We start from the raw sequence: 25,811 nt of genomic DNA on the forward strand, positions 1-25,811 counted from the left end.
TCCGGAGTTCGTGCCACCCTTGCATGTGCGCGATCGTCGGCCTGCGTCCGCCCGTCGGGAGATCCGCCGATTCATCCTTCCTAGAAAGTCCGCCTGTGCTGGGAAAAATCCTCCTCCGTTATCTCGCCCGCTATAAGTGGCTGCTCGTCGCCGTGCTGGTGTTCCAATTCGCCAGCGCTCTGGCCACCCTCTACCTCCCGCGCCTGAACGAAGACATCATCAACAAGGGCGTGGCCCAGTCCGACACCGCCTACATCTGGCGCACCGGGCTCTTCATGCTCGCCGTCTCGCTCGGCCAGATCATCGCGTCGGTCATCGCGACCTACTTCGCGGCTCGCGCGTCGATGGGTGCGGGGCGCGACATCCGTGCCGACGTCTTCGCCAAGGTCAGCGGATTCTCCGAGCGAGAGGTGTCGCAGTTCGGCGCCGGCTCGCTCATCACGCGCAACACGAACGACGTGCAGCAGGTGCAGATGCTCGCGATGATGGGCGCGACGATGCTCGTCACCGCGCCGCTGCTCGCGATCGGCGGCATCATCTTCGCCGTGCAGACGAACATCGGCCTGAGTTGGCTCATCGCCGTGTCCGTCCCGCTGCTGCTGATCGTCGCCGGTCTCGTCGTCAGCCGCATGGTTCCGCTGTTCCGCAGCTACCAGGGCAAGCTCGACACCGTGAACCGCGTGCTGCGCGAGCAGCTCACCGGCGTGCGCGTGGTCCGTGCCTTCGTCCGAGAGGGCATCGAAGAAGAGCGCTTCCGCGGTGCCAACACCGACATCATGGTCGTCGGCCGCAAGGTCGGCTCGCTGTTCGTCCTGCTGTTCCCGCTGTTCATGCTCATCCTCAACGTCACGATCGTGGCGGTCGTGTGGTTCGGCGGCATCGAGGTCAACAGCGGCACGGTGCAGGTCGGCACGATCTTCGCCTTCATGCAGTACATCGGCCAGATCATGGGCGGCGTCATCATGGCCAGCTTCATGGCGATCATGATCCCGCGCGCGGCAGTGTCGGCCGAGCGCATCGGCGAGGTCCTCGAGACGCAGTCGAGCATGGTGCGACCGGCCGACGGCGTGACCGACTTCCCGACACCCGGTTCGGTCGCCTTCGACGGCGTCGAGTTCACCTACCCGGGCGCCGACTCTCCCGTTCTCAAGGGCATCAGCTTCGCGGCCGAGCCCGGCGAGACGGTGGCGATCGTCGGATCGACCGGTGCCGGCAAGACGACCCTCGTGTCGTTGATCCCACGACTCTTCGACGTCTCCGGCGGAGCCGTCTTCGTCGGCGGCGCCGATGTGCGCGATGCCGACGTCGAGTCGCTGTGGGCGACCATCGGCCTCGTTCCGCAGCGTCCGTTCCTCTTCACCGGAACGGTGGCCTCGAACCTCCGGTACGGCCGCGAGGACGCGACCGATGAAGAGCTCTGGCATGCGCTGGAGATCGCTCAGGGACGCGACTTCGTCGAGGAGATGCCCCAGGGGCTCGACTCGAGGATCACTCAGGGCGGCACCAACGTCTCGGGCGGTCAGCGTCAGCGCCTGGCGATCGCCCGCGCGATCGTCCGTCAACCGCAGATCCTGGTCTTCGACGACTCGTTCTCCGCGCTCGACCTCACCACCGACGCCCGACTGAGGCAGGCGCTGTGGCGTGAACTGCCGCACGTGACCAAGATCGTGGTCGCGCAGCGCGTCTCATCCATCACCGATGCGGACCGCATCGTCGTCCTCGAAGGGGGCACCATGGTCGGCGTCGGCACGCACGAGGAGCTTCTCGAGACCAGTACGACCTACCGAGAGATCGTCGAATCGCAGCTGGGGGTGGACGCATGAGCGAGCAGGACGCTCCCCGGACCCGCCGCGGTCGCGCGGCCAAGGCGGCGGACACGACCACTGCGGTCGAGCCGGCGCTGACAGACGAAGAGAAGTACGAGGCCGAGCTCGCCGAGAAGGCGCGCCAGGACGGCGGCGGCTGGGACAGCGTCGCTCCCGGAAAGGCCGACAACTTCGGCAAGAGCTTCAGCCGGATGATCGGGCTGCTCAAGCCGTCGGCCGTCTGGTTCATCCTGGTGTCGATCGCCGGCGCCGTCGGCGTCGTGCTCACGGTCGCGGCGCCGAAGGTGCTCGGTGAGGCCACGAACCTCATCTACAAGGGCTTCATCTCCGTGCAGCTCGCGCAGGCGAACGGGGACTTCCCCGGGTTCCCCGCCGGCACTCCGCAGGACGATGTCGTCGCGGCACTCCGCCAGGGAGGGCAGGACGACTTCGCCAACCAGGTCGAGGCCCTCGGCGCCTTCCGTGTCGGTGACGGTGTCGACTTCGACGCGCTGCGGTGGATCATCATCGCCGTGCTGGCGATCTATGTCACCGCCGCCTTCCTCAGCTGGATCCAGGGTTACGTCATCAACGTCATCATGGTCCGCACCATGTGGCGTCTGCGCGAGCAGGTCGAGGCGAAGATCAACCGTCTGCCCCTGTCGTACTTCGACAAGGTGCAGCGCGGTGATCTGATCTCGCGCGTGACCAACGACATCGACAACATCACCCAGACCATGCAGCAGTCGCTGTCCGGCGCGATCACGGCCGTACTCACGGTCGTGGGCGTGCTGGTCCTGATGTTCTCGATCTCCTGGCAGCTCGCTCTCGTCGCGCTCGTGGCACTCCCGCTCATGGGTGTGATCTTCGGCGTCATCGGCCCTCGCTCGCAGAAGGCCTTCGGCACCCAGTGGCGCAAGGTCGGCCGTCTGAACGCTCGCGTCGAAGAGGCCTTCTCCGGTCACGCGCTGGTCAAGGTCTTCGGTCGCGAGCAGGACGCGCTGGAGAAGTTCCAGGGCGAGAACGAGGAGCTGTTCCAGGCCAGCTTCAAGGCGCAGTTCCTCTCCGGCATCATCATGCCGGCGATGACCTTCGTCGGCAGCCTCACCTACGTGGGCATCGCGGTGCTCGGCGGTCTCATGGTCGCCAACGGGCAGCTGCGTCTCGGAGACGTGCAGGCGTTCATCCAGTACTCGCAGCAGTTCACGCAGCCGCTGTCCGAGCTCGGTGGAATGGCGGCCGTCGTGCAGTCCGGTACGGCATCGGCCGAGCGGGTGTTCGAGCTCCTCGACACCGAAGAGCAGGAAGCGGACGACGCGGATGCTCCGAAGCTCGCCGACGGCAAGGGCGTCGTGGAGTTCGAGAACGTCGCGTTCTCGTACACTCCCGACCGTCCGCTGATCACCGACCTCTCGTTCCGGGTCGAGCCTGGTCAGACGGTCGCGATCGTCGGCCCGACGGGAGCGGGCAAGACCACTCTCGTCAACCTCATCATGCGGTTCTACGAACTGAACGGCGGGCGCATCCTGCTCGACGGTCAGGACATCTCCGAGGTCACGCGTGACCAGCTGCGCTCTCGCACCGGCATGGTCCTGCAGGACCCGTGGCTGTTCGCGGGGAGCATCCGCGAGAACATCCGGTACGGACGCTCGACCGCGACCGACGACGAGGTTCTCGAAGCGGCGAAGGCGACCTATGTGGATCGCTTCGTGCATGCCCTCCCCGAGGGCTACGACACCGTGCTCGACGAAGACGCGTCGAACGTCTCGGCGGGCGAGCGTCAGCTGATCACGATCGCGCGAGCGTTCGTGGCCCAGCCGTCGATCCTGATCCTCGATGAGGCCACGTCGGCGGTCGACACCCGCACCGAGCTGCTGCTGCAGCACGCGATGGCGGCGCTTCGACAGGGACGCACGTCGTTCGTGATCGCGCACCGCCTGTCGACCATCCGCGATGCCGACCTCATCCTCGTGATGGAGCACGGAGACATCGTCGAGAAGGGCACGCACGACGAGCTCATCGCCGCGCAGGGCGCCTACTGGCGCCTCTACCAGTCGCAGTTCGAACAGGCGGCGACCGACATCGACGCAGAGGACGCGCTCACCGGGTCGACTCCGGTCGTCATGAGCGGCGACGCCGAAGACGCGGCTGCGTCGGCACAGGTCGGCGTCTCGGTGGGGGCGCAGACTCCCGCCGCCGAGGCAGCGGCCGCGCAGGCAGTCGTCGAACGGCCGGATGCCGGAGGCGCCTCACGCTCCTGAAGCGCCAGAGCGCCTGAAGCGACAGAGCCCCTGAAGTGACAGAACGCCTCGCCTCCCGAATCCCGGGCGGCGAGGCGTTCTGCGTCCGTCGGGCTTTCGCTGGAGGGACGACGCGTCAGCGCTGGTCGGCCGTGATGCCGAGGAGTTCGAGGGGGTGGGTCAGCCGCCACCACGGGCTCGGGGCATCGACATCGTCGGCGAGCGACAGCGACGTCGTCACCGTGTTCAACGGCCCGACGCTCGTCATCGTGCCGACCTCGTCGCCCGCTTCGCGGTTGTCGCCGAGTGAGAAGTCCGTCGAGGCCTCGGCGACGGCGCCGTTCCACAGGACCACATCGGCATCCGCATCCGTGACGACATCGGTGCTCGCGCCCCACGCCGTGGTGACGGTGCCGACGACCGTGCCCTCGACGACGGCGGGAGTCTGCTGCTCCAGCGCCGTCTCGACCTGCGTGAACAGCGAACGGGTCTCCGTGAGGCGCTGCGCGTCGTCGGCCTGACCGAGAACCGACGCGTACAGATGCACAGTCGTGTCGTCGACAGTGACGACCTTCGCGGTCAACAGGTTCCAGCTGTCGCCGAGCGTGCCGGTCTTGACGCCGACGACGCCGGGGTCCGCCAGCATCCCGTTCGTGTTCACCACCGTGCCCGCACCCGGAAGATCGACCGACGGAGTTCCGACGATGCCGGCGAAGACGGGGTTCTGCATCGCGATCTCGGCCAACGCGACGAGCGACTCGGGTGTGGCCCGGTTGCGGTCGTCGAAGCCCGACGGAGTGATGATCGTGATGTCGTCGAGACCACGGTCGCGCAGCCACACAGCTGCTGCGGCGGTGAACGACGACGGGGAACCCCAGATCTCCGCGGAGAGCCGGTCGATGTAGTTGTTGGCCGATCCGAGCAGCGTTCCCTGGAGGAGCTGGAACTCGGTGAGAGTACCGCCCACGGGCACGTCGAGCGCGGACTGGTCGGAGCGGCGGTAGTCCCAGTAGGCCAGGTTGTCGGCCCGGGTGAACGAGAACTCGGGGCCCTGCTCGCCCACGGCGAGGGGCATCCGCTCGAGCACCATCAAGCTCGAGACGACCTTGGTGACGCTTGCGATCGCCGCAGCGTCGAGCGACGACGACGTCGTGCCGATGCCGCCGATCCCCACGGCAGCGCTTCCCTGGGCAGGGAAGGTGATCGCGGCAGCGGGCGCCGCGACGGGGGCGAGTTCGACGGCCTGAACCGTCGGCGCGACCTCGTGCAACGGCCACAGCATGGCCGATCCGGCGTAGGTGCCGAGCAAGCCGACGAGGACGCCGAGCGGCACCAGCACGCCGGGCCGGGCGATCGCCGGGCGCAGGTGCGCTCCGGTCAGCAGTGCACCGCCGCTCTCCACGGCCGGCGCGTCATCGAGCGCGTCGGTCGCCGGGTGCTGGGCCACGTCGACCGGGTCGACCCACGTCAGGGGAGTGCCGCCGCTGTCTTCCTCCGCCCACTGCGCGGGGGGAGTCGCCTCAGGAGTGAAGATCGCAGAGACGTCGTCATCCGCAGGAACGGCGGAGGCGGTGGCCTCGGCGGAATCGGGAGCGGTCACCTCCTCACGGTACCGAACTCGTGCGGGGATGCGTGTCGCTGCAGCGGGAGAGGACGCGGGGTGTCGCCTCTGGGTAAGATCGTGGGTACAACCACGGGAGTCCGGCGAGCCGGGCTGAGAGGGAGCGAATCGCGCTTCGACCGTCGAACCTGATCTGGGTCATGCCAGCGCAGGGAGGAGTCACAGATGAGTACATCCACGTCCGGATCCACCACGGGATCGGCATCGGCCACGCAGTCGTCGACGGGCCTCGGTCGCCCGCAGCTCTGGCGCTGGCGGGTCGTCGACATCGTCGTGGCGAGTGTCATCGCCGTCGCATGCGCGATGATCTTCCTGCTCTGGAACGTCGGCTACGAGGTGCCGAGCAGCATCCTGACGCCGCTGCTCCCCGGTGTTCAGGGCCTGCTCGCCGGCCCCTGGCTGATCGCCGGAGTGCTCGGCGGTCTGATCATCCGCAAGCCCGGTGCCGCTCTGTACACCGAGCTGGTCGCCGCGATCATCTCAGCACTCGTCGGCAACGCGTGGGGCCCGCTCACGATCGTCTCGGGCCTCGTGCAGGGTCTCGGCGCAGAGTTGGTGTTCCTGATCTTCCTGTACGGCGTCTGGCGGCTGCCTGTCGCGATGCTGGCTGGTGCCGGTGCGGGTCTCGCCTGCGGCATCAACGACCGCATCCTCTGGTACGCCGGCGCCGACACGCTCTTCACGAGCGTCTACATCGTCTCGACGACCATCTCGGGCGCGGTCATCGCCGGACTCGGGGCGTGGTTGATCGCACGAGGCCTCGCCGCCACGGGCGCCCTCAGCCGGTTCGCCGCCGGCCGCGAGGTCACCGCACGGGTGTGAGCTCGCTCACGACGCCCGCCACCCTCGAAGCCCGTGGCTGGGGGTGGCGGTACGCGACGCGACGGCGCTGGGCGGTGCGCGACGTCGACCTGCGCATCGAGCCGGGGGAGCGGGTGCTGCTGCTCGGCGCCTCCGGCTCGGGCAAGTCGACGCTGCTCCAGGGGTTCGGTGGGGTGCTCGGCGGTGCGGATGAGGGCGAGACGCACGGTGCGCTGCTCGTCGACGGCGTGCCGCCCACCGACGCCCGGGGTCGGGTCGGGATGGTCCTGCAGGATCCCGATACGCAGACGATCCTCGCGAGGGTCGGCGACGACGTCGCCTTCGGCTGCGAGAACCTCGGCGTCCCCCGAGACGAGATCTGGCAGCGGGTGCGCGCGGCGCTTGACGCCGTAGAGCTCGACGTCGCCCTCGATCGATCCACGGCCGCGCTGTCGGGCGGTCAGAAGCAGCGCCTCGCCCTCGCCGGCGTGCTCGCGATGCGACCGGGTGCCATCCTGCTCGACGAACCGACGGCGAACCTCGACCCCGAGGGGGTGCGGGACGTACGGGATGCCGTGGCCGCCGCCCTCGATGCGACGAGTGCGACCCTCGTGGTCATCGAGCATCGCATCGACATCTGGCTGCCGCTCGTGACCCGGGTGATCGTGCTCGGCGCCGAGCCGGATGGAACGGTCGTGCTCGCCGACGGCAGCCCGGACGCGGTCCTCGGCGCTCGGGGCGCGGAGCTCGCGGCATCCGGTGTCTGGGTTCCCGGGCACCCGCCCGCCGTCCCGCCCGCACCGGCGCAGCGGCCGGGAGCGACGCTGCTGGAGGCCCGTGGTCTCACCGTGTCTCGCAGGCGCGGGCTCGCCGTCGCCGGTCCGTTCGACGTCGATGTGCGTGCCGGAGAGGTGCTCGGGGTCACCGGCGCGAACGGCGCAGGCAAATCGACGCTCGGGCTCACGCTCGCGGGATTGATCCCGGCCGAAGAAGGTCGGGTCGCCGCTCTGCCGCCCCTCGCCGCCGGAGAGAAGCCGGATCCCATCCACTGGTCGTCGCGCGCGCTGCTCACGCGCATCGCATCGGTCATGCAGACGCCCGAGCACCAGCTGCTCGCCAAGACCGTGCGCGACGAGCTGTCGGTCGGGCCGCGGGCGCTGAAGCTGCCGGACGCCGAGATCGCCTCCCGAGTCGACGACCTGCTCGAAAGACTGCGGCTCACCTCGCTCGCCGCAGCCAATCCCTACACCCTGTCGGGCGGAGAGAAGCGGCGGCTCACGGTCGCCGCCGCCCTCGCCACGCGGCCCCGGATGCTGGTGCTCGACGAGCCCACCTTCGGGCAGGATGCGACGACCTGGGCCGAACTCGTCGGCCTGATCGCACGTCTGCGCGACGAGGGCACGGCGATCGTGGCGATCAGTCATGACGAGACCGTGCTCGAGGCTCTGCACGCTCGGCGCATCGAGGTGGGAAGATGATCGATCCGCTGACCGCCCGCGTCGAACGATCCGGTCCGATCGCCCCGCGCTCGGCCCTCGCGAAACTCATCGCGGCGCTTCTCATCGCCCTCCCCCTCGTGCTGACGATCGACGTGGTGTCGGCATCCGTCGCCCTGCTGCTCGAGATCCCTCTGCTCGTGCTCGCAGGCCTGCGCGCGAAGGAGTTCTGGACCCGCACCGCGGTGCTGTGGATCGCGGCGCCGCTCAGCGCGGTCACGATCGCTCTCTACGGCGCGACCAGCGGCACCGTGCATGTCGAGTGGCTCGTCATGCGCATCAGTGACGGGTCGCTCGCGCTCGCTGCGGCGACCGCCGTGCGCGTGCTCGCGATCGGACTCCCCGCGGTGGTGCTCTTCATCACGGTCGACCCCACCGACCTCGCCGACGACCTCGCGCAGCGGGTGAGGCTTCCGGCGCGATTCGTCGTCGGCGCGCTCGCGGGGATGCGGATGCTGGGACTGCTCGTCGACGACTGGCGGGCGCTGTCTCTCGCACGGCGTGCGCGCGGGGTGGCCGACGAGGGGCGGGTCCGTCGTGCGCTCGGCATGGCGTTCGCGCTGTTCGTGCTGGCGATCCGTCGTGGATCGTCGCTGGCGACGGCCATGGAGGCTCGCGGCTTCGGCGGCTCGGCACCGCGTTCGTGGGCGCGGGAGTCGAGGTGGGACCGACGCGACACGGCGCTGGTCGTCGTCGCGGCGGTGATCCCGGCGGTGGCGATCGCGGCGGCGGTGCTCACGGGTGCGTGGAACTTCATCCTCGGCCCGACCGCCTGACGAGCCCACGACCGGACGCCCGCCCGAACCACCGGACCTGGCAGCATCCACTCAGCTTTCTCATAGCTGGAATGCCGATGTATTCGCTAGCATCGAGTGAACCCAAGGGGAGTACTCCACCACGGGCGGCTCGTCATTACGGATGTCCCTGCATCCCGGGTCCCCGGTCCTCGTTCTCGAGGATGGAGAAGACCTTGGCGTCGACCTCGTCACGCCTCGTCTTCTGGAGACCTCCTTGAACATCACCCCCCTCGTGTGGATCATCACGATCGCCGTCACGATCGCCTTCTTCGTGTACGAGTTCTTCGCCCACGTGCGAAAGCCCCATGAGCCCACCATCGGCGAGTCCGCCCGCTGGTCGGCGTTCTACATCGGTCTGGCCCTGCTGTTCGGCGTCGGCATCGGCACCGTGTCGGGCTGGACGTACGGCGGTGAGTACTTCGCCGGGTACCTGACCGAGAAGGCGCTGTCGATCGACAACCTCTTCGTCTTCCTCATCGTGATGACCGGCTTCGCCGTGCCGCGCATCTATCAGCAGAAGGTGCTGATGATCGGCATCGTCATCGCGCTCATCATGCGCGGTGGATTCATCGCGCTCGGCGCCACGCTGATCGAGAACTTCTCCTGGATCTTCTACCTCTTCGGTGCGCTGCTGCTGTTCCTGGCCTACCGCCAGGCGTTCGCACAGGGCGACCACAACCCGGCCAACGGCCGATTCATGCGCTTCGTGCGCCGTATCCTGCCGGTGAGCGACGAGTACAACGGCGACCGCCTGACCGTGCAGCGCGACGGCAAGCGATTCTTCACGCCGATGTTCCTCGTGATCATCGCGATCGGCTTCGTCGACCTGATCTTCGCGGTCGACTCGATCCCCGCCATCTACGGTCTGACCGAAGAGGCCTACATCGTCTTCACGGCCAACGCCTTCGCCCTCATGGGCCTGCGCCAGCTGTACTTCCTCATCGGCGGCCTGCTGCAGCGCCTCGTGTACCTCGCGCAGGGCCTCGCGGTCATCCTCGCGTTCATCGGCGTCAAGCTCGTGCTGCACGCGATGCACGTCAACGAGCTCCCGTTCATCAACGGCGGCGAGCCGATGCTGTGGGCGCCTGAGATCCCGATCTGGTTCTCGCTCGTCTTCATCGGCGCGACGATCGCCGTCGCCACCGTCGCGAGCCTCATGAAGACGCGACGCGACGACAAGCGCGACGCGCTCGACACTCCTGATCCGTCCAGCTCTGCACCGCTCACCACCGACACCCAGAAGGAACACTCGTGAACCAGTCGCGCCGCTCCGACGCGTCCGCAGACCCCGACAGACCCGGCGCCCGAATGACCTCGGGCACCCCCGCACCTCGTGAGGTGGCCCGCTGATGGGCGACCTCGCGGTGAACATCGCTCTGGTGTTCGTGTTCGTCCTCGTCGGCGGCGTGTTCGCCGCGACGGAGATGGCCCTCGTCACGTTGCGTGAGAGTCAGATCAATGCGATCGCTGCTCGTGGCAGACGAGGCGAGAAGGTCGCGAGCCTGGCTCGCAACCCGAACACCTTCCTCTCGGCGGTGCAGATCGGCGTGACGGTCGCCGGCTTCGCCTCGGCCGCGTACGGTGCGACCTCGATCGCCCCGTCGGTCGCGCCTCTGCTCGAGAACCTCGGGGTCGCCGCTCCGCTGGCTCTCACCCTCTCGACCGTGCTGCTGACGCTCGTGATCGCCTACCTGTCGCTCGTGCTCGGCGAGCTCGTGCCCAAGCGGCTCGCCATCCAGCGCAACGCCCAGTTCGCGTATGCCGTCGCGCCGGTGCTCGACGGCTTCGCCGTGGTCATGAGGCCGGTCATCTGGCTGCTGTCGGTGTCGACGAATGCGGTCGTGCGTCTGCTGGGCGGCGACCCGCACAAGGCGGCGGACGAGCTCAGCGAGGAGGAGCTGCGCGACATCGTCGCGACGCATCAGAGCCTCCCCGACGACGAGCGACGCATCCTCGACGACGTGCTGTCGCTGCGCGGACGTCAGGTGAGCGAGGTCATGCGGCCCCGTCCCGAGGTCGTCGCGCTCGACGGCGCCGCGACGCTCGCCGAGGCCATCGCGGACGTGCGCGAGCTGCCGTTCTCGCGGTACCCGGTGATCGACGCCTCGCTCGACGACATCGTGGGCTTCGTGCATGTGCGCGACCTCTTCGAGGCCGCCGCCGACGACGCGACGCGCGCGGTGCTCGGACTCATGCGTCCCGTCGAGTACGTGCCCTCGACCGCGGGCGTGCTACCCACCCTGACCCGCATGCGGGCGGCCGGTCACCAGATCGCCGTCGTGGTCGACGAGTACGGCGGCACTGACGGCATCGTGACGCTCGAGGACCTCGTCGAAGAGGTCGTGGGCGAGATCTTCGACGAGTACGACACGGAGGACCGGATGCCGGACGCCGGCGGCGCACTCGACGGCCGCCTCAATCTGCAGGACTTCGCCGAGATCACCGGGATCGCGCTGCCCCGTGGCGCATCGGACACGGTCGCGGGCTTCGTCACCGAGATGCTCGGCCGCCTCGCGGTGGTCGGTGATTCGGTCGAGGTGCCCGGTGCGACGATCCGCGTGACGGCCGTCGATCGTCGCCGGATCTCGGAGATCCGAGTGGCCGTGCACGAGGACGCCTCGCCGACCGACTGAGTCGAGTCTCAGGTCTCGTTCCAGAGTCGGCGGTAGTACTCGAGCCGAGGCGGCCCGTGCAGGTCGGCCGGCACCGTGACGCCGCGCTCGACCGCGTTCGCGATCCTCCATGCGGAGCTCCAGGTCCAGGGGCACTGCTCGACGGGCAGCGAGTCGTGCATCGCGCGCAGCGCGGTTCCGACCGCGCGTACGGCGGTCTCGGGGTCGTCGATCCATCGGGGGTCCACAGCGCTGCGGCCCGGGAGTGCAGCCGTGACGAGCCACTCGTGCGTGGCGTCCTCACCCTGATCGATCACCTCGGGAACCGCGATCCAACGCCGTGCCCACCGCATCCGCTCCGCTTCGTCCCGCATATTCGCCTCGGCGTCATGCGGGCCCCACTTGATGTAGCGCCCGTCGTCGGTGCGAAAGGTGAGCCCGCCGATGCCGTTCAGCCATACCGGCGTGAGCGTGGCGCCCGCGGCCAGTGACCGCACGATCGGCGGGATCTCCGTCGTCGTAGGGGGGATGCTCATGGGGCGCTCATCTCATGTTCGAACGTATATCGGTATGCGTGTATTTTTCCGGCTCCAGGCGGCGGGACGCGGTTAGTCTCAGTCGCGGTCGCCGTCGGCGGCCGCATCATCCATCCCACTCGACACATCAGAGGTCTTCGTGCGCGTTTCGTCCCGGTCACAGTGGTGGCGGCGGCAGGGCAGCGATGCCGATGCCTCCTCGTCCGCATCCGCGGCTCCCGAGGTCGCACCCGGTGCCGATTCCGATGCCGCTCACGCTACCGCGGTCGGGCTACCGAAGGCTCCGGCGATCTCGTCGCAGGAATCCGGCGAACGGGATCTCGACCAGTTCGTCGAGTGGATCTGGAGCGGCGACGCCCCGGCATCCGCACAGGCACCTGACGCCGGCGTCGAGAGCACACGCATCACCATAGAGGAGCAGTACAACATGAGTTCACTTGACGACGCCCTGCAGCAGCTGCTGGCCATCGAGGGCGCCACCGGCGCCGCGATCGTCGACTACGGCAGCGGAATGGCACTCGCCCAGGGCGGCAACCCCTCATTCGACCTGGGGATCGCCGCCGCGGGCAACTCGAACGTCGTGCGCGCCAAGCTGGCGACGATGCGCGACCTCGGCATCACGGATGAGATCGACGACATCCTCATCACCCTGAGCTCGCAGTATCACCTGATCAACGTGCTCAACACGACCGGTGCGAGCGGGCTCTTCATCTACCTCGTGCTCAACAGTGCGTCGGCGAACCTCGCGCTCGCACGCCACAAGCTGAAGGGCATCGCCGCGCAGATCCAGGTCTGATCTCGCGAGTCATTCCGAAGGGGCGGGGCCGTCATGGCCCCGCCCCTTCGACGTGCGCGGCGTAGGCTCGGGGTCGACACCGTCGCGAGGCCTCTGGCGATGTGTCGCCTGAAACTCGGAATCAGCTAAACTGACACTGAGTCGCACACGTTTCGAAGGAGAACCGCATGCAGATCCAGGGCTCGAGTGCTCTCATCACCGGCGGTGCGTCCGGTCTGGGCCTCGCCACCGCGCGGACGCTCGCCGCCGCCGGCGCCGTCGTCACCATCCTCGACCTGCCCTCGTCGGCCGGTGCCGAGATCGCGTCCGACCTCGGCGGGGTGTTCTCGGGCGGAGACGTCACGAGCGCTGAGGATGCCGCTGCCGCCGTGGCCGCAGCGCAGGCCGCCGCTCCGCTGCGGATCGTCGTCAACTGCGCGGGCATCGCCCCGCCGGCGAAGGTGCTCGACCGCGAGGGCAACCCGGCCGTGCTCGCCGACTTCGAGCGCATCGTCCGCATCAACCTCGTCGGCACCTTCAATGTCCTGTCGCAGGCTTCCGCCGTGATCGCGAAGAACGACGCGACCGACACCGGCGACCGTGGTGTCATCGTGAACACCGCGAGCGTGGCCGCTTTCGACGGGCAGATCGGCCAGCCGGCATACTCGGCCTCGAAGGGCGGCGTGCACGCCATGACGCTTCCCGTCGCTCGCGAGCTCGCTCGTTACGGCATCCGCGTCTGCACGATCGCTCCCGGCATCATGGAGACCCCGATGCTGATGGGCCTGCCGCAGGCGGCGCAGGACTCGCTGGGCCAGCAGGTGCCGTTCCCCTCGCGTCTCGGACGCCCCGACGAGTACGCCTCTCTCGTGCAGCAGATCGTCGAGAACGGCTACCTCAACGGCGAGACGATCCGCCTCGACGGCGCGATCCGCATGGCACCGAAGTAAGCCCGAACCCCGAAGTCCCGAAGCCCCGACGCTCCAAGGAGAATCCATGTCACTGGCAGGCAAGACCATCCTCATGTCCGGCGGCAGCCGCGGCATCGGACTCGCGATCGCGCTGCGTGCCGCGGCTGACGGCGCGAACATCGCGATGCTGGCGAAGACCGACACCCCGCATCCGAAGCTCGAGGGAACGGTGCACACGGCCGCCGACCAGATCAGGGCGGCGGGCGGTCAGGCACTGCCGATCGTCGGGGACGTGCGCGACGACGACGACATCACCGAGGCCGTGCTCAAGACGCAGGGCGAGTTCGGCGGCATCGACATCGTCATCAACAACGCCAGCGTCATCGACCTCTCGCGTTCGCTCGACCTCGGCGCGAAGAAGTATGACCTGATGCAGGACGTGAACGTCCGCGGCACGTTCATGCTCTCGCGCGCGGCGGTGCCGATCCTGAAGGACGCCGAGAACCCCCACATCCTGTCGCTGTCGCCGCCCCTGAACCCCACGCCGAAGTGGCTCGGTGCGCACACCGGATACACGCTCGCGAAGTTCGGCATGACGATGGTCACGCTCGGCCTTGCCGCGGAGTTCGCCCGCGACGGCATCGCCGCCAACACCCTGTGGCCGCGCACCACCATCGCCACCGCCGCGGTGCAGAACCTGCTCGGCGGCGACAAGGTCATGGCGGCGAGCCGCACGCCCGACATCTACGCCGACGCCGCCTATGCGGTGCTGCTCAAGCCCGCGGCCGAGTACACCGGTCAGACCCTGATCGTCGAGGACGTGCTCGAGGCCGACGGTGTGACCGACTTCTCGCATTACGCCGCCGTCCCCGGCACTCCCGACGACCGGCTGTTCCCCGACATCTTCCTCGACTGAGGCGGTCTTGCCGCGGGGAGCAGACGGTCAGAACAGCAGGTAGACGGCGCCGGCGATCGTCAGCACGATCACGATGCGGTCGAACAGCACCTGGTTCATGCGCTTCGCGAGGCGGATGCCGCCCAGAGCGCCGAGCACCACGAGCGGCGCGAGCACGGCATCCATGAGCAGCACGTGTCCCTCGAAGAGGCCGAGGCCCGCGAGGAACGGGATCTTCACGAGGTTGATGATCGCGAAGAACCAGGCCGAGGTGCCGAGGAACACCTGCACGGGCGTGCGGGTGGCGAGGAAGAACATCGACATCACGGGTCCGCCCGCATTGGCGACCATGGTCGTGAAGCCACCGAGAGTGCCGTAGACGCCCGAGAGCACGATGCCTCCCGGTGCGGGCGACGCGGCATCCGCCCGGTCCTGCCGCCATCGCCGCCACAGGGTGACTGCGATCATCGCCAGCAGGATCACGCCGATCGCCCGACGTACGATGCCGTCGCCCGCGAGCGCGAGGAACGCGAAGCCGGCCAGCAGCCCTGCGAGTACGGCGGGCGCGAGGCGCAGCAGCGTCGGCCAGTGCGCGTGGCGGCGATAGGTGATCAACGCGAACACGTCGCCGACGATGAGCAGCAGGAGCATCGCGGCGGTCGACGTGCGCGCGGGGAGCACGGTCGCGAACAGTGCGATGGCCAGGATGCTGCCGCCGGGGAGCGCGGTCTTCGAGATGCCGATCGTGACGGCGGCGAGGCCGAGCGCCGCCCAGGCGAGGGGTGCGAGTTCGATCACCGGGTCATCGGCCGACTCAGCTGCGGGTCGCAGCGAGCGCCGCGGCGAAGCGGGCCGAGCGCTGTTCGATGTCGGCCCAGTCGGATGCAGCGAGCGAGGCGCCGTTCGCGAGGTCGCCGCCCGCTCCGACCGCCACGGCTCCGGCGCGGAACCAGTCGGCGAGGTTGTCGGGGCTGACGCCTCCCGTCGGCATCAGCGGAGCATCCGGGAACGGTCCGCGCAGCGCGCCGAGGTACGAGGGCCCGCCGAGGGACGCGGGGAAGATCTTGACCACGTCGACGCCGAGCTCGAGCGCGCCCATGACCTCGGTCGGGGTCATGGCACCTGTCATGACGACGCGGCCGGTCTCGAGCATCGCTCGGGTCAGAGCGGGCCGGGTTCCGGGGCTGACGAGGAACTCCGCACCGGCATCGGCGGCGAGGGCGGCCTGCTCGGCCGTCGTCACTGTGCCCGCGCCGATGTAGGCCGCGTCGCCGTGGCGCGCGATGAGTTCGCGGATCACCGCGGGGGCGTCGGGGGTCGAGAAGGTGACCTCGATGCCGGTCACGCCACCGCGGATGATCGCCTCGGACGCCTCGAGTGCGAGCTCGGGCGAGGGTGCGCGCAAGACGGCGAGGACGCCGGTGGAACGGGCGCGGGAGAGGCGGTCGGGCATGGCGAAGACTCCTTCGATGGGGGATCGGCTCCATTCTCCCCGACCGCAGCCTGTAACTACAAGTGGCGCGGGTGTGGCCAGGCCTCGACGACGTCCTTCGCCTGCTTGAGGCCGAGCCCCGTGTGCTCCCTGACCAGCTTGATCGCCTGGATCTTCTGCTCGGCGGCGATGAGCCGGTCGACCTCGGAGGCGACGGATGCCGGCAGCGCGCCCCGCACCGACGACGGCGTCGCCGTGATCGACGAGTGGGCGGCCGAGGCGTTCGAGACGGCCGCGAGGTGCGGTGCCGTGGTGCTGACGGACCAGTGGTCGATCCGGTCCTTGGCCTCCTGCAGGCGCACGCCCGTGTGCTGCCGGTAGAGCTTGATCGCGTGGATCTTCTGCCCGGCCGCGACGAGACGATCGATCTCGGCGATCGCCGCAGGCGTCAGCTGCGATGCCGAGGCGGTCGACGTCGAAGCGGATGCCACGGATCGGGCCATCGTCGGCGACGGGGTGAACACGTGCGGCTCCGGTGCCTTCGGGCGCATCGATCGCAGGGCCGCGCCGATGATCACCACGCCCACGACGACAGCTGCGATGACCGCGCCGACAGCGATGATGATGTCCATGGGATCAGTCTAGGGACGCCGGGGCCGGCGCCCCAGGCGCTTCCCACCCGGCACCGCGTACCCTGGAGGTATGACCGAGACTCCCCGCACGCGCGAGACGCGCCCCGCCACGGCACCCGCGTCGTCCCGTTCGGGGGCAGTCCGCTCGACCGGCACCCCGCAGGTGCGTCCTGCGACCGAGGGATGGACGCAGCAGAAGGATGCCGAGGGGCGGCCGCTGCTGCAGTTCGCGAGCCCGAAGCGCGGCAAGCCGCCGGTGCATCTCGCCGACCTCACGCCCGCCGAGCGCGTCGAGAAGGTCAAGGAGCTCGGCCTGCCCGGCTTCCGCGCGAAGCAGCTCTCGACCCACTACTTCCGGCACTACACGTCGGATGCTGCGGAGATGACGGATCTTCCGGCCGACACCCGGGAGCAGCTCGTCGCCGGCATGCTGCCGCCGCTGCTCACCGAGGTGCGCCGCCTGGAGACCGACCGCGGCGACACGATCAAGTTCCTCTGGCGTCTGCACGACGGCGCGCTGGTCGAGTCGGTGCTCATGCGCTACCCGGGCCGCATCACCCTGTGCGTCTCGTCGCAGGCCGGGTGCGGCATGAACTGCCCGTTCTGCGCCACCGGCCAGGCGGGTCTCACCCGCAACATGTCGACCGCCGAGATCATCGAGCAGATCGTCCGCGCCAACCGCCTGATCGCCGAGGGCGGTCTCGGCGGCAAGAAGGCCGACGACCACTCGATGGAGCGCGTGTCGAACATCGTCTTCATGGGCATGGGTGAGCCGCTCGCCAACTACAAGCGCGTGATGGACGCGGTGCGCTCGATGGTCGCGCCCCAGCCCGACGGCCTGGGCATGAGCGCGCGCGGCATCACGGTGTCGACGGTCGGACTCGTGCCGGCCATCAAGAAGCTCGCCGACGAGGGCATCCCCGTCACCTTCGCGCTGTCGCTGCACGCACCGGATGACCACCTGCGTGACGAGCTCATCCCGGTGAACTCCCGCTGGAAGGTCGACGAGGCGCTCGACGCCGCCTACGACTACTACGCCAAGACCGGCCGCCGTGTCTCGATCGAGTACGCGCTGATCAAGGACATGAACGACCACGCCTGGCGCGCCGACCTGCTCGCCGACAAGCTCAACGAGCGCGGCCGCGGCTGGGTGCACGTCAACCCGATCCCGCTGAACCCGACGCCCGGCTCGATCTGGACGTCGTCCGAGCCCTCGGTGCAGAACGAGTTCGTGCGCCGCCTCAACGACGCAGGCATCCCGACGACCCTCCGCGACACTCGCGGCAAGGAGATCGACGGTGCCTGCGGTCAGCTCGTCGCGACGACCGAAGACGAGGCTGCCTCCGCCGCCATGGCCTGAGGGCCGGTGCCGCGATCGCGAAGGCCGTCGCGGCGACCGAGAGTCGCGGCGCGCGACAGCCAGGACTCGATGCGCGCGGGGCTCGCGTCCTTGACGCCCAGCATCCGCGTGGTGCGCACCGAGCGGATGCCGCAGAACCTCATCGTCCCGCGGACGACGTGCGTCTGTGCGGGGAGCCCGGTGAAGGGCGTGAGGAACCACGGGGTGTCCGCCAGCAGGAACAGGCGTCCGTTCGCAGCCGTCAACAGGCCTTCGGGCATCCCGAGCTTCGAGTACCGGTACTCCTGCTGCGGCAGCAGGGCCCGATCGAAGAACCCCTTCAGCAGCGCCGGCACCGACCCCCACCAGAGCGGCGTGAACACCACGACCGTCCGCGCTTCGGCCAGTGCGCGCTTCGCGTCGATCAGGTCGGGCTCGAGCTGCATGCGCCGGCGGTAGCCGAAGCGCAGCGACGGATCGAAGTCGAGATCGCGCAGAGCGAGGACACGGGCGTCGCCATGCGCGGCGGCATAGCGTCGGGCCAGTTCTGCGGTGAGGGATCCGGCATCGGGGTGGCCGTCGATGATCAGTGCGGATGGCATGTGCGCTCCTATGTTGACAGTGTCAAGCAGTGGTGGACACTGTCAAGATAAGCAACAATGTTGCTTGTGTCAAGTTCCCGATCCGGCTATCACCACGGTGACCTCGCCCACGCCCTCGAGGCGGCGGCGATGCAGCTGCTCGCCGAGAAGCCCGCGGGGGAGATCAGCCTGCGCGAGGTCGCCCGCGCCGCCGACGTGAGCCATAACGCCCCGTACCACCACTTCTCCGACCGGCGCGGTCTGCTCAAGGTCCTCGCCGAGCGCAGCATGGCCGACCTGGTGGACGCGGTGCGCGGCGGGATCGAGGAGGCGCCGGACTCCGCATCCGCCGTGATCGAAGGCGGTGCCGCGTACATCCGCTACGCGGTCGAGCATCCGCACGGCTTCGACGTGATCTACGACCCGACGGTGTGCATCCCCGGTGAGCCGAGCGAGACCATGGCCCCCCTGATCGATGAACTCGAGCAGCTGCTGTCGGAGGCGTCCGTGGCGGCGGGCCTCGACGCGCAGAGCGTCACCGGAGTGTGGGGCCTCGTGCACGGACTCGGAACGCTGTGCGCCGCCGGACATTTCTCGCTCAAGGACGCGCTCGCCGCGAGCGCCGATGCGCTCGTCCGCATGCTGCCGCGCTGACCCTGACGAGGCCCGCGGAGGCGGAAACACAGGGTTCGTGCACGTTTTCCACAGGCGACATTTCGTAGATTGTCGGAATGCCCTATTCCGCTCACCGCCCAGGACGGTTCGATTCGCAGGGTCGGATCATCCTCGACAGCGACCCGAACGCTGACACGGACGACCTCGACTTCCTGCGCGCGTACGAGCCCACGGGCGCCGATCTGCCGGAACCGCAGCAGGCACCCGAGGTGCCCGATGCGCCGGAGCAGGAGCAGGATGCCACGGCATCCGCCCGTCCCGTGCGTGAGCCCAAGCCCCGGCGTCAGCCGCGCGAGCGCGCACCGCGCGTGCCGGGGTCGCGTCTGCGCAAGCTCGCCATCCTCGGCGGAGCCGAGGGCGAGATCCTCGACCGCGTCCCCGGCGAGACCCCGCGCTTCGTGCAGATGTTCTTCGTGCTGGCCGGAACCGCACTGGTCTCGGCGATCTCCATGCTGTTCGCACTGACCACGGGCGTGCAGGCCGCGATCTGGCTGGCCGTGCCGCTGGCGGTCGTCTGGGCGCTCATCATCTTCAACCTCGATCGCTTCCTCACCTCGACCATGACGTCGACCCGCAACGTCTGGAAGCTCATCGGCCTCGCGATCCCACGTGTGATCATGGCCGCGATCATCGGCTTCGTCGTCGCCGAGCCGCTCGTGCTGCAGATCTTCCACAACGACATCGCGCGCGAGGTCGCCTCGACGAACATCACCCAGGCGCAGGCCGACCAGGATGCACTCGAGACCGGCCCCGAGAAGAAGGCGCTCGACGCCGCATCCGACCGCGTCGCCGAGCTCGAGAACCAGGCGGCGACCGGAATCGTCGCCGGCACCGACTCGTCGTCGGCGACCGAATCGGCCGCGCAGGCCACGGTCGACGACCTCACGGCCAAGATGACCGAGCAGCAGGCCGTGATCGACCAGGCCCGCGTCCTCTACCAGTGCGAGCTCACCGGCGAAGGTGCAGGCACGGTTCCCGGCTGCACCGGCGTGAACGGCGAGGGCGCGAGCTCGGATGCCGCCCAGGCCCAGCTCGCCGAGGCGCAGCAGACCTACGACGCGCTCGCCGCGCAGCTGCGCACCGCCAACGAAGAGCTGGCAGCCGCGGGCACCGCCGCCAAGGAGAACACCAGCACGTCGGAGTCGCAGAACCGTGAAGAGGCGCAGTCTCAGCTTCCCGCCGCGCGCGACAGCTATGACACCGCGCTCGCCGCGTACAACGCGCGCGCCGAATCGGTGGCGTCCGGCAACGCGGGCGCGATCGGTCTGCTCAGCCAGATCAGCGGTCTGAACAGGCTCAGCGAGAAGGAGCCGACGATCCTGTGGGCGCACATCCTCATCGCCGCACTGTTCTTCATGATCGAGCTGCTGCCCGTGCTCGTGAAGGTGCTCACCTCCTACGGCGACCCGTCGCTCTACGAGAAGGCCGTGGCGATCCGCAAGCAGGTCGCGCTCGACAAGGTGACCGCCGAGGGGTTCCGCGACCGCGCGGCGATCGTCACCGTGCAGTCGCAGGGGATCCAGGCGGATGCCGGATCAGGCGAACCGCAGACCCGCGCCGAGCGCAAGGAGGCCGCCCAGGCCGCCGAAGCGCGTGACGCGGCGCAGGAGCGCGAGCTCGCCGAGAAGCGCGCCCAGGCGCAGACGCTCGCCGAGCAGGAGCAGCTGGTCGAACCGCGCGTCTGACCGCCTGCAGCGTTGGTTCCGATTGCAGTCGGTGCCGTCTGGTCATGCCGGGTGGATGCCCGCTGGGTGGCACCGGTGTCGCGTGGCGGGAGTATCGGGCTGCTCTCAGCGAGCGCCTTTAGCGTGACGGCATGAGAAGACGGCGTCAGACGATCATCGTGTCCACGGTCGGAGTGGCCGTCGTGGTCATCTACGCCGGCCTGGCCGCACTGCAGATCCTCGTGTTCACACCGCTTGCCGCGGCGCCAGGACTCTCTCTCGCAGAGGTCAAGGCCGAGATGCACAGTGCAGGAGAGTCGCTGAACGAGGCCAGTACGATCTCCATCCTCGCGATCGGCCCGCTGATCGCCGTGGTCGTCGCCGCGATCGCGGTGAGAGCTCGCGCACACCCCGCGATTCCGGCCATCACGCTTCTCAGCGTTCTGATGTTGGGCGGGCCAGGGCTCTTCGTCGCGTCCTTCGGACCCGGCATGGGGATGGCGGACACCTTCATGGTGGCGGGCGGGATCTTCCTCCCGGGGGTGATGCCGTTCTTCGTCGTCAGCGTGATCGCGGGGGTAGCCCTGACGGTGGGGGTGATCCTGGCGGCGACACTCGCGAGAGGGCGTGCGCGTCCGGAGCCGGCCTCACGTCCGTCGGTCTGAGACCGGTCACGGAGATCCGGGCCCGGCGTCTGCCACGGCCGGTAGCGTTATGGCATGGTCAACTATCGCTATCTCGGCAACAGCGGTCTCAAGGTCTCTGAGATCACCTACGGCAACTGGGTCACGCACGCTTCGCAGGTCGGCGACGACGCCGCCGTCAAGACGGTGCACGCGGCGCTCGACGCCGGCATCACCACATTCGACACCGCAGACACCTACGCGAACACCGCGGCAGAGGTCGTGCTCGGCAAGGCGCTCGAGGGTCAGCGCCGCGAGGGTCTCGAGATCTTCACGAAGGTCTACTTCCCGACCGGCCCCAAGGGACCGAACGACACCGGGCTGAGCCGCAAGCACATCCTCGAATCGATCAACGGCTCGCTGACGCGCCTCGGCACCGACTACGTCGACCTCTACCAGGCGCACCGCTTCGACTACGAGACCCCGCTGGAGGAGACGTTCCAGGCGTTCGCCGACGTCGTCCGCCAGGGCAAGGCCCTCTACATCGGCGTCTCGGAGTGGACGGCCGAGCAGCTGCGCGAGGGGCACGCCCTCGCGAAGCAGCTCGGCGTGCAGCTGATCTCGAACCAGCCGCAGTACTCGATGCTGCACCGTGTGATCGAGGGCAAGGTCGTGCCCGCATCAGAGGAGCTCGGCATCTCGCAGATCGTCTGGTCGCCGATGGCGCAGGGCGTGCTGTCGGGCAAGTACCTGCCGGGTCAGCCGGTTCCCGAGGGCTCCCGCGCGACGGATCCGCACAGCGGCTCCGACTTCATCAAGGGGTTCCTGCAGGACGACATCCTCACCGCCGTGCAGAAGCTCAAGCCGATCGCCGAGCAGGCCGGCCTGTCGATGCCGCAGCTCGCGATCGCCTGGGTGCTGCAGAACCCGAACGTCGCCGCAGCTCTCGTCGGAGCCTCGCGCCCCGAGCAGCTCGCCGAGACGGTCAAGGCCTCGGGCGTGACGCTCGACGCCGACACGCTCGCGGCGATCGACACCGCACTGGGCGACACGGTCAACCGCGATGCAGAGGCCACCTACTCGGTGTCGCCGAAGGCCCGCCTGGTCTGACGGATGCATGACGAAGGCCGCCGTCCCTGAGGGGCGGCGGCCTTCGTCATATCCGGACGCGCTTACTCCTTGACGGCGCCGGCGGTCAGGCCCTGCACGATCCAGCGGCTCGCGAGTGCGAACATCACCATGGTCGGCAGGATCGTCAGCACGGCTGCGGCGCTCATCGAGCCCCAGTCGATGTTGAACGTCGAGATGAACCCGTTCAGCGCCGACGGCACGGTGCGGTTCTCGTCGGTGTTCATCAGCACGACCGACAGGAACAGCTCGTTCCAGCAGTTGACGAAGTTGAAGATGAAGGCCGCGATGATGCCCGGGGTCATCACCGGCACGAGCACCCGGAACAGCGCGCCGAAGCGCGAGCATCCGTCGATCATCGCCGCCTCTTCGAGCGCGTCCGGCACGTTCTCGAAGAAACCGCGCAGCATGACCGTGGAGAACGGGATGCAGACCGCGATGTACACGAGGATCAGGCCGGGCTTGGTGTCGACGAGGCCCAGGTCGGTCATCATCGAGTACAGCGGCCCCAGCGCGATGAACGCGGGGATCATCTGCGTGAGCAGGAACGCCACCAGCACCGTCCCCTTGCCGCGGAACTCGAAGCGCGCGATCACATAGGCGCTGAGCAGAGCGATGAGCGTCGCGACCGCACCCGCGATCGTCGCCACGAGAGCCGAGTTGCCGAGGAAGACCCCGAACGAGCTCTGCTCGAACAGGCTCACGTAGTTGTCGAGCGACGGCTCGCTGGGCCAGTACTCGATCGGGAAGGAGTTGATCGTTCCCGGCGACTTGAACGACGTCAGCGCGATCCAGTACAGCGGGAAGAGCGTGATGACGAGCCAGAGGGCGAGACCGACGACGCGCACGACGCCGCCGACCGAGACCTTGCGCTTCGGACGCGGTGCCTTCGCGATGTCGGGGACGGTGAGACGCCGGGTCTCGGTGACCGTGGTTCCGGTGATGGTCATCGCTGGACCCTCCGCATCGCCATGAGGTAGAACGCGCAGAACACGAACAGGAACGCGACGACGATGAGTCCGATGGCGCTCGCGATGCCGTAGTTGCCCTGCTGCGTGTAGTTGATCATCCACGTCGTGATGATGTGGGTCTGGTTCGCCGGCCCGCCGTTGGTCATCGCGTAGATGATGTCGGGGAAGTTGAAGATCCAGATGATGCGCAGCAGGATCGTCAGCAGCAGCGTCATCGAGATGTACGGGATGATGATCGAGAACAGCTGACGCACCTTGCCTGCGCCGTCGAGGCTCGCGGCCTCGAGCATCTCATCGGGCACGGACTGCAGAGCCGCGAGGATCATGATCGCGAAGAAGGTCACGCCGTACCAGATGTTGGCGACGATGACCGCGAACATCGCGAGCTTCGGATCCGCCAGCCAGGGCAGCGGGGCGTCGATCAGGCCGGCCTTCATGAGCAGGTCGTTCACGACGCCGAACTCGGCGTTGAACATCCAGCGGAACAGCATCCCGATCAGGAAGCCCGAGACGGCCCACGGGAAGAACACGAGCGCCTGGTAGAGGCCGCGGAAGCGGAAGCGCTTGCGCAGGGCGAGCGCGATCAGGAAGCCGATCACGAGCTGAGGCACGAGCGAGCCGACGACCCACAGGACGGAGTTCCAGGCGACGATCGGGAAGGCAGGGTCCTGGAAGACGGTGACGAAGTTGTCGAAACCCACCCACGGGGTGGAGGTGAGATCCCACAGGTTCCAGTCGTGGAAGGCCATGCGTGCGCCCTGCAGCATCGGCCAGTAGGTGAACCAGCACACGAACACGATCGCCGGGGCCATGAAGGCCAGCAGCGTCAGCGCGTGGCGGCCACGGAAGGGGCGGCGCCGGCGGGATGCCGGGGAGGCCCCGCCGGCGGTGCCGACGGAGCCCCCTTCGAGAGTGGTCCGGGTCACGGATCAGCCCTTTTCCGCAGCGTACTTCTCGGTCCAGAAGGTGTCCCACGACTCGAGCAGCTCGGTGGTCGACATGTTGCCGAGCAGCACGTTCTGCACGTCCTGGTCGGACTTCTGGATCCACTCGGTCCACCAGCTGACGCCGCGAGGCTGCTTGACGTTGACGTAGGTCTCGGGGTCCTCGGTCATCGTGACGTAGCTCGTCCACGGGCCCGAGGAGTAGAACTCGTCATCGGCTGCCTCGGAGATGATCGGCACGAGGCTGTTGGCCTGCGCGAACTCGGTGGCCGGCTCGGCCGACGAGAGGAACTCGACGAGCTTGACCGCGGCATCCTGGTGCTCGCTGTTCTCCGCGACGCCCCAGCCGGCGACGGCCAGCGGCTGTGCGGCCTTGCCCGACGGCCCGACGAGCAGCGGGGCGGTGTCCCACTGATCCTCGGTCAGGGAGGAGTCCTGCACGGTCGCGATGACCTCGGGGTCCTGCAGCAGGAACGCCGTGGTGCCGTTGGTGAAACCGGCGACCATCTCGGGGTAGCCCCACGACACGGCGGACGGCGGCGACGCCTCCTTGAAGAGATCGAAGTAGTCGTCGACGGCTTCCTGCGCCTCGGGAGCGGCGAAGATCGTCGACCCGTCCTCCATCAGGAAGGCGTCATCGACGTCGAGGCCGTCGATCGTGTAGGCCTCGATAGCCGCGACCACATTGCTGTTCGCGTTCTGGCCACCGCGGAACGCGTAGCCGTAGATGTTGTTCGCGGGGTCCTGGATGGCGCTGGCCTGCTCGAGCAGATCCTTCCAGCTGTGCGGTGGGCCGTCGAAGCCCGCCTCCTCGACGAGGTCGGTGCGATAGAAGAGCGAGAGGCCGTAGAAGCCGTACGGCACGAAGTAGCTCTTGCCGTCAGCGGCCACGGATGCCGACTGCGCGTTGTCGGTGAGGGCATCCCAGCCGTCCCACTTCTCGAGGTCGGCCGAGATGTCGTGCAGCCAGCCGTTGTTCGCGAACGGTCCGACGGTGATGTCGCGGACCTCGAGGACGTCGACGCCCTTGCCCGACTGCAGCATCTGCTGGATCTTCGCGTCGGCCTGCTCGGTGGGCGGCGAGACGAGCTTGACCTTGATGTCGGGGTTCTCCTTCTCGAAGTCGTCGAGGAGTCCGCGCAGCAGGTCGGTGCGGGCAGGATTGGTCAGGCTCTCGACCATCTGCAGGGTGACGGTGCCGTCGGCGGACTCGCCGCCGCCTGCGGAACAGCCGGTGAGCGCGAGTACGGCGACGGTGCCGATTCCCGCGGCGGTCGTCAAGATTCTGTTCTTCTTCACGAGGTGCCTCTCAGTTGGTGATGGTGGTGGGTCG

At 68.4% G+C, this 25,811-nt stretch carries 24 protein-coding genes and 1 riboswitch; of the genes, 15 read left to right on the top strand and 9 right to left on the bottom strand.

The genetic code is table 11. The features are described 5' to 3' along the window. The first annotated feature begins 95 nt into the window (after nt 1-95). Both ACZZZF_RS13025 and ACZZZF_RS13030 read left to right on the top strand, forming a co-directional pair. Nucleotides 96-1,823 carry an ABC transporter ATP-binding protein gene (locus ACZZZF_RS13025; RefSeq protein WP_056280467.1) on the top strand — a complete coding sequence of 576 codons (1,728 nt, stop codon included), beginning with the start codon at nt 96-98 and terminating at the stop codon, nt 1,821-1,823. Further along, nucleotides 1,820-4,066 carry an ABC transporter ATP-binding protein gene (locus tag ACZZZF_RS13030; protein ID WP_463498697.1) on the top strand — a complete coding sequence of 749 codons (2,247 nt, stop codon included), beginning with the start codon at nt 1,820-1,822 and terminating at the stop codon, nt 4,064-4,066. Before ACZZZF_RS13025 ends, ACZZZF_RS13030 begins: the two co-directional genes overlap by 4 nt. A 115-nt stretch (nt 4,067-4,181) precedes the next feature. On the opposite strand, the gene ACZZZF_RS13035 is transcribed toward ACZZZF_RS13030, so the two are convergent. Next, the gene (locus tag ACZZZF_RS13035) at nt 4,182-5,645 is read right to left on the bottom strand and encodes a D-alanyl-D-alanine carboxypeptidase family protein (protein WP_463498700.1); all 1,464 of its coding nucleotides are present in this window, start codon (nt 5,643-5,645) and stop codon (nt 4,182-4,184) included. Nucleotides 5,646-5,728: 83 nt separating this feature from the next. Further along, a riboswitch (TPP riboswitch) is annotated at nt 5,729-5,838 on the top strand. Between ACZZZF_RS13035 and ACZZZF_RS13040 the strand changes: the two genes are divergently transcribed. The 5 genes from ACZZZF_RS13040 (at nt 5,832) to ACZZZF_RS13060 (ending at nt 11,393) form a co-directional block, all read left to right on the top strand. Then, entirely contained in the window at nt 5,832-6,488 is a 657-nt protein-coding gene (locus tag ACZZZF_RS13040) for an ECF transporter S component (RefSeq protein WP_053097984.1), read from the top strand. Its footprint overlaps the riboswitch before it by 7 nt. Beyond that, nucleotides 6,485-7,945 carry an ABC transporter ATP-binding protein gene (locus tag ACZZZF_RS13045; protein WP_232224488.1) on the top strand — a complete coding sequence of 487 codons (1,461 nt, stop codon included), beginning with the start codon at nt 6,485-6,487 and terminating at the stop codon, nt 7,943-7,945. The genes ACZZZF_RS13040 and ACZZZF_RS13045 overlap by 4 nt, the downstream gene beginning before the upstream one ends. Further along, nucleotides 7,942-8,739, top strand: a complete 798-nt coding sequence (locus ACZZZF_RS13050; RefSeq protein ID WP_463498703.1) for an energy-coupling factor transporter transmembrane component T family protein — start codon at nt 7,942-7,944, stop codon at nt 8,737-8,739. The genes ACZZZF_RS13045 and ACZZZF_RS13050 overlap by 4 nt, the downstream gene beginning before the upstream one ends. A 235-nt stretch (nt 8,740-8,974) precedes the next feature. Further along, entirely contained in the window at nt 8,975-10,015 is a 1,041-nt protein-coding gene (locus tag ACZZZF_RS13055) for a TerC family protein (RefSeq protein WP_053099269.1), read from the top strand. A 94-nt stretch (nt 10,016-10,109) separates the two neighbouring features. Further along, nucleotides 10,110-11,393, top strand: coding sequence for a hemolysin family protein (locus tag ACZZZF_RS13060; RefSeq protein ID WP_056280479.1), 1,284 nt, complete (start codon nt 10,110-10,112; stop codon nt 11,391-11,393). 8 nt (nt 11,394-11,401) lie between these two features. Here ACZZZF_RS13060 and ACZZZF_RS13065 read toward each other — a convergent pair whose 3' ends face one another. Beyond that, a complete protein-coding gene (locus tag ACZZZF_RS13065) occupies nt 11,402-11,908 on the bottom strand; it encodes a phosphotransferase (RefSeq protein ID WP_463498706.1) in 507 nt (168 codons plus the stop codon). A 139-nt stretch (nt 11,909-12,047) separates the two neighbouring features. Between ACZZZF_RS13065 and ACZZZF_RS13070 the strand changes: the two genes are divergently transcribed. The 3 genes from ACZZZF_RS13070 (at nt 12,048) to ACZZZF_RS13080 (ending at nt 14,510) form a co-directional block, all read left to right on the top strand. Next, nucleotides 12,048-12,704: a hypothetical protein gene (locus ACZZZF_RS13070; protein ID WP_372984091.1), complete on the top strand. Its 657-nt coding sequence runs from the start codon at nt 12,048-12,050 to the stop codon at nt 12,702-12,704. 167 nt (nt 12,705-12,871) lie between these two features. Then, nucleotides 12,872-13,633, top strand: coding sequence for an SDR family NAD(P)-dependent oxidoreductase (locus ACZZZF_RS13075; protein ID WP_056280483.1), 762 nt, complete (start codon nt 12,872-12,874; stop codon nt 13,631-13,633). 46 nt (nt 13,634-13,679) lie between these two features. Then, nucleotides 13,680-14,510, top strand: a complete 831-nt coding sequence (locus ACZZZF_RS13080; protein WP_053097980.1) for an SDR family oxidoreductase — start codon at nt 13,680-13,682, stop codon at nt 14,508-14,510. 27 nt (nt 14,511-14,537) lie between these two features. Here the strand turns inward: ACZZZF_RS13080 and ACZZZF_RS13085 are convergent, their stop codons facing one another. The 3 genes from ACZZZF_RS13085 to ACZZZF_RS13095 are packed head-to-tail and all read right to left on the bottom strand — an operon-like array spanning nt 14,538 to nt 16,553. After that, nucleotides 14,538-15,287: a sulfite exporter TauE/SafE family protein gene (locus tag ACZZZF_RS13085; RefSeq protein ID WP_463498709.1), complete on the bottom strand. Its 750-nt coding sequence runs from the start codon at nt 15,285-15,287 to the stop codon at nt 14,538-14,540. A 16-nt stretch (nt 15,288-15,303) separates the two neighbouring features. Further along, the gene (locus tag ACZZZF_RS13090; RefSeq protein WP_463498712.1) at nt 15,304-15,942 is read right to left on the bottom strand and encodes a bifunctional 4-hydroxy-2-oxoglutarate aldolase/2-dehydro-3-deoxy-phosphogluconate aldolase; all 639 of its coding nucleotides are present in this window, start codon (nt 15,940-15,942) and stop codon (nt 15,304-15,306) included. Nucleotides 15,943-15,998: 56 nt separating this feature from the next. Next, entirely contained in the window at nt 15,999-16,553 is a 555-nt protein-coding gene (locus ACZZZF_RS13095; protein WP_053097977.1) for a ribosomal protein L7/L12, read from the bottom strand. Between the two features lie 70 nt (nt 16,554-16,623). Between ACZZZF_RS13095 and rlmN the strand changes: the two genes are divergently transcribed. Beyond that, nucleotides 16,624-17,913 carry a dual-specificity RNA methyltransferase RlmN gene (rlmN, locus tag ACZZZF_RS13100; RefSeq protein ID WP_171821948.1) on the top strand — a complete coding sequence of 430 codons (1,290 nt, stop codon included), beginning with the start codon at nt 16,624-16,626 and terminating at the stop codon, nt 17,911-17,913. Here rlmN and ACZZZF_RS13105 read toward each other — a convergent pair. Continuing rightward, entirely contained in the window at nt 17,862-18,494 is a 633-nt protein-coding gene (locus ACZZZF_RS13105) for an NAD(P)H-dependent oxidoreductase (protein WP_463498715.1), read from the bottom strand. The genes rlmN and ACZZZF_RS13105 overlap by 52 nt on opposite strands. A 66-nt stretch (nt 18,495-18,560) precedes the next feature. On the opposite strand from ACZZZF_RS13105, the gene ACZZZF_RS13110 reads away from it, so the two are divergent. From ACZZZF_RS13110 to ACZZZF_RS13125, 4 genes are all read left to right on the top strand, one after another. Then, nucleotides 18,561-19,127, top strand: coding sequence for a TetR/AcrR family transcriptional regulator (locus ACZZZF_RS13110; protein WP_053097975.1), 567 nt, complete (start codon nt 18,561-18,563; stop codon nt 19,125-19,127). A gap of 77 nt (nt 19,128-19,204) precedes the next feature. Further along, complete coding sequence (locus ACZZZF_RS13115) at nt 19,205-20,833, top strand: DUF4407 domain-containing protein (RefSeq protein WP_463498717.1); 1,629 nt, start codon at nt 19,205-19,207, stop codon at nt 20,831-20,833. A 131-nt stretch (nt 20,834-20,964) separates the two neighbouring features. Continuing rightward, entirely contained in the window at nt 20,965-21,477 is a 513-nt protein-coding gene (locus ACZZZF_RS13120) for a hypothetical protein (protein ID WP_295105388.1), read from the top strand. A gap of 54 nt (nt 21,478-21,531) precedes the next feature. After that, complete coding sequence (locus ACZZZF_RS13125; protein WP_053097972.1) at nt 21,532-22,545, top strand: aldo/keto reductase family protein; 1,014 nt, start codon at nt 21,532-21,534, stop codon at nt 22,543-22,545. A gap of 62 nt (nt 22,546-22,607) precedes the next feature. On the opposite strand, the gene ACZZZF_RS13130 is transcribed toward ACZZZF_RS13125, so the two are convergent. Genes ACZZZF_RS13130 through ACZZZF_RS13140 form a run of 3 tightly spaced genes read right to left on the bottom strand, consistent with a single transcriptional unit; the run spans nt 22,608 to nt 25,777 of the window. Then, on the bottom strand, nt 22,608-23,513 hold the full coding sequence (locus ACZZZF_RS13130) for a carbohydrate ABC transporter permease (RefSeq protein WP_201778457.1): 906 nt from the start codon (nt 23,511-23,513) through the stop codon (nt 22,608-22,610). Beyond that, nucleotides 23,510-24,460 carry a carbohydrate ABC transporter permease gene (locus tag ACZZZF_RS13135; protein ID WP_053097971.1) on the bottom strand — a complete coding sequence of 317 codons (951 nt, stop codon included), beginning with the start codon at nt 24,458-24,460 and terminating at the stop codon, nt 23,510-23,512. Before ACZZZF_RS13135 ends, ACZZZF_RS13130 begins: the two co-directional genes overlap by 4 nt. 3 nt (nt 24,461-24,463) lie before the next feature. Next, nucleotides 24,464-25,777, bottom strand: a complete 1,314-nt coding sequence (locus tag ACZZZF_RS13140; protein WP_463498719.1) for an ABC transporter substrate-binding protein — start codon at nt 25,775-25,777, stop codon at nt 24,464-24,466. Between the last annotated feature and the right edge of the window lie 34 nt (nt 25,778-25,811).

Source organism: Microbacterium sp. AC215, from assembly GCF_979258645.1.

Coding starts and splice junctions, on each gene's coding strand:
- ACZZZF_RS13115 (WP_463498717.1), top strand. CDS start 19,205: ATGCCCTATTCCGCTCACCGCCCAGGACGGTTCGATTCGCAGGGTCGG.
- ACZZZF_RS13105 (WP_463498715.1), bottom strand. CDS start 18,494: ATGCCATCCGCACTGATCATCGACGGCCACCCCGATGCCGGATCCCTC.
- ACZZZF_RS13090 (WP_463498712.1), bottom strand. CDS start 15,942: ATGCCCGACCGCCTCTCCCGCGCCCGTTCCACCGGCGTCCTCGCCGTC.
- ACZZZF_RS13080 (WP_053097980.1), top strand. CDS start 13,680: ATGTCACTGGCAGGCAAGACCATCCTCATGTCCGGCGGCAGCCGCGGC.
- ACZZZF_RS13030 (WP_463498697.1), top strand. CDS start 1,820: ATGAGCGAGCAGGACGCTCCCCGGACCCGCCGCGGTCGCGCGGCCAAG.
- ACZZZF_RS13065 (WP_463498706.1), bottom strand. CDS start 11,908: ATGAGCATCCCCCCTACGACGACGGAGATCCCGCCGATCGTGCGGTCA.
- ACZZZF_RS13120 (WP_295105388.1), top strand. CDS start 20,965: ATGAGAAGACGGCGTCAGACGATCATCGTGTCCACGGTCGGAGTGGCC.
- ACZZZF_RS13130 (WP_201778457.1), bottom strand. CDS start 23,513: ATGACCATCACCGGAACCACGGTCACCGAGACCCGGCGTCTCACCGTC.
- ACZZZF_RS13125 (WP_053097972.1), top strand. CDS start 21,532: ATGGTCAACTATCGCTATCTCGGCAACAGCGGTCTCAAGGTCTCTGAG.
- ACZZZF_RS13095 (WP_053097977.1), bottom strand. CDS start 16,553: ATGGACATCATCATCGCTGTCGGCGCGGTCATCGCAGCTGTCGTCGTG.
- rlmN (WP_171821948.1), top strand. CDS start 16,624: ATGACCGAGACTCCCCGCACGCGCGAGACGCGCCCCGCCACGGCACCC.
- ACZZZF_RS13060 (WP_056280479.1), top strand. CDS start 10,110: ATGGGCGACCTCGCGGTGAACATCGCTCTGGTGTTCGTGTTCGTCCTC.
- ACZZZF_RS13040 (WP_053097984.1), top strand. CDS start 5,832: ATGAGTACATCCACGTCCGGATCCACCACGGGATCGGCATCGGCCACG.
- ACZZZF_RS13075 (WP_056280483.1), top strand. CDS start 12,872: ATGCAGATCCAGGGCTCGAGTGCTCTCATCACCGGCGGTGCGTCCGGT.
- ACZZZF_RS13050 (WP_463498703.1), top strand. CDS start 7,942: ATGATCGATCCGCTGACCGCCCGCGTCGAACGATCCGGTCCGATCGCC.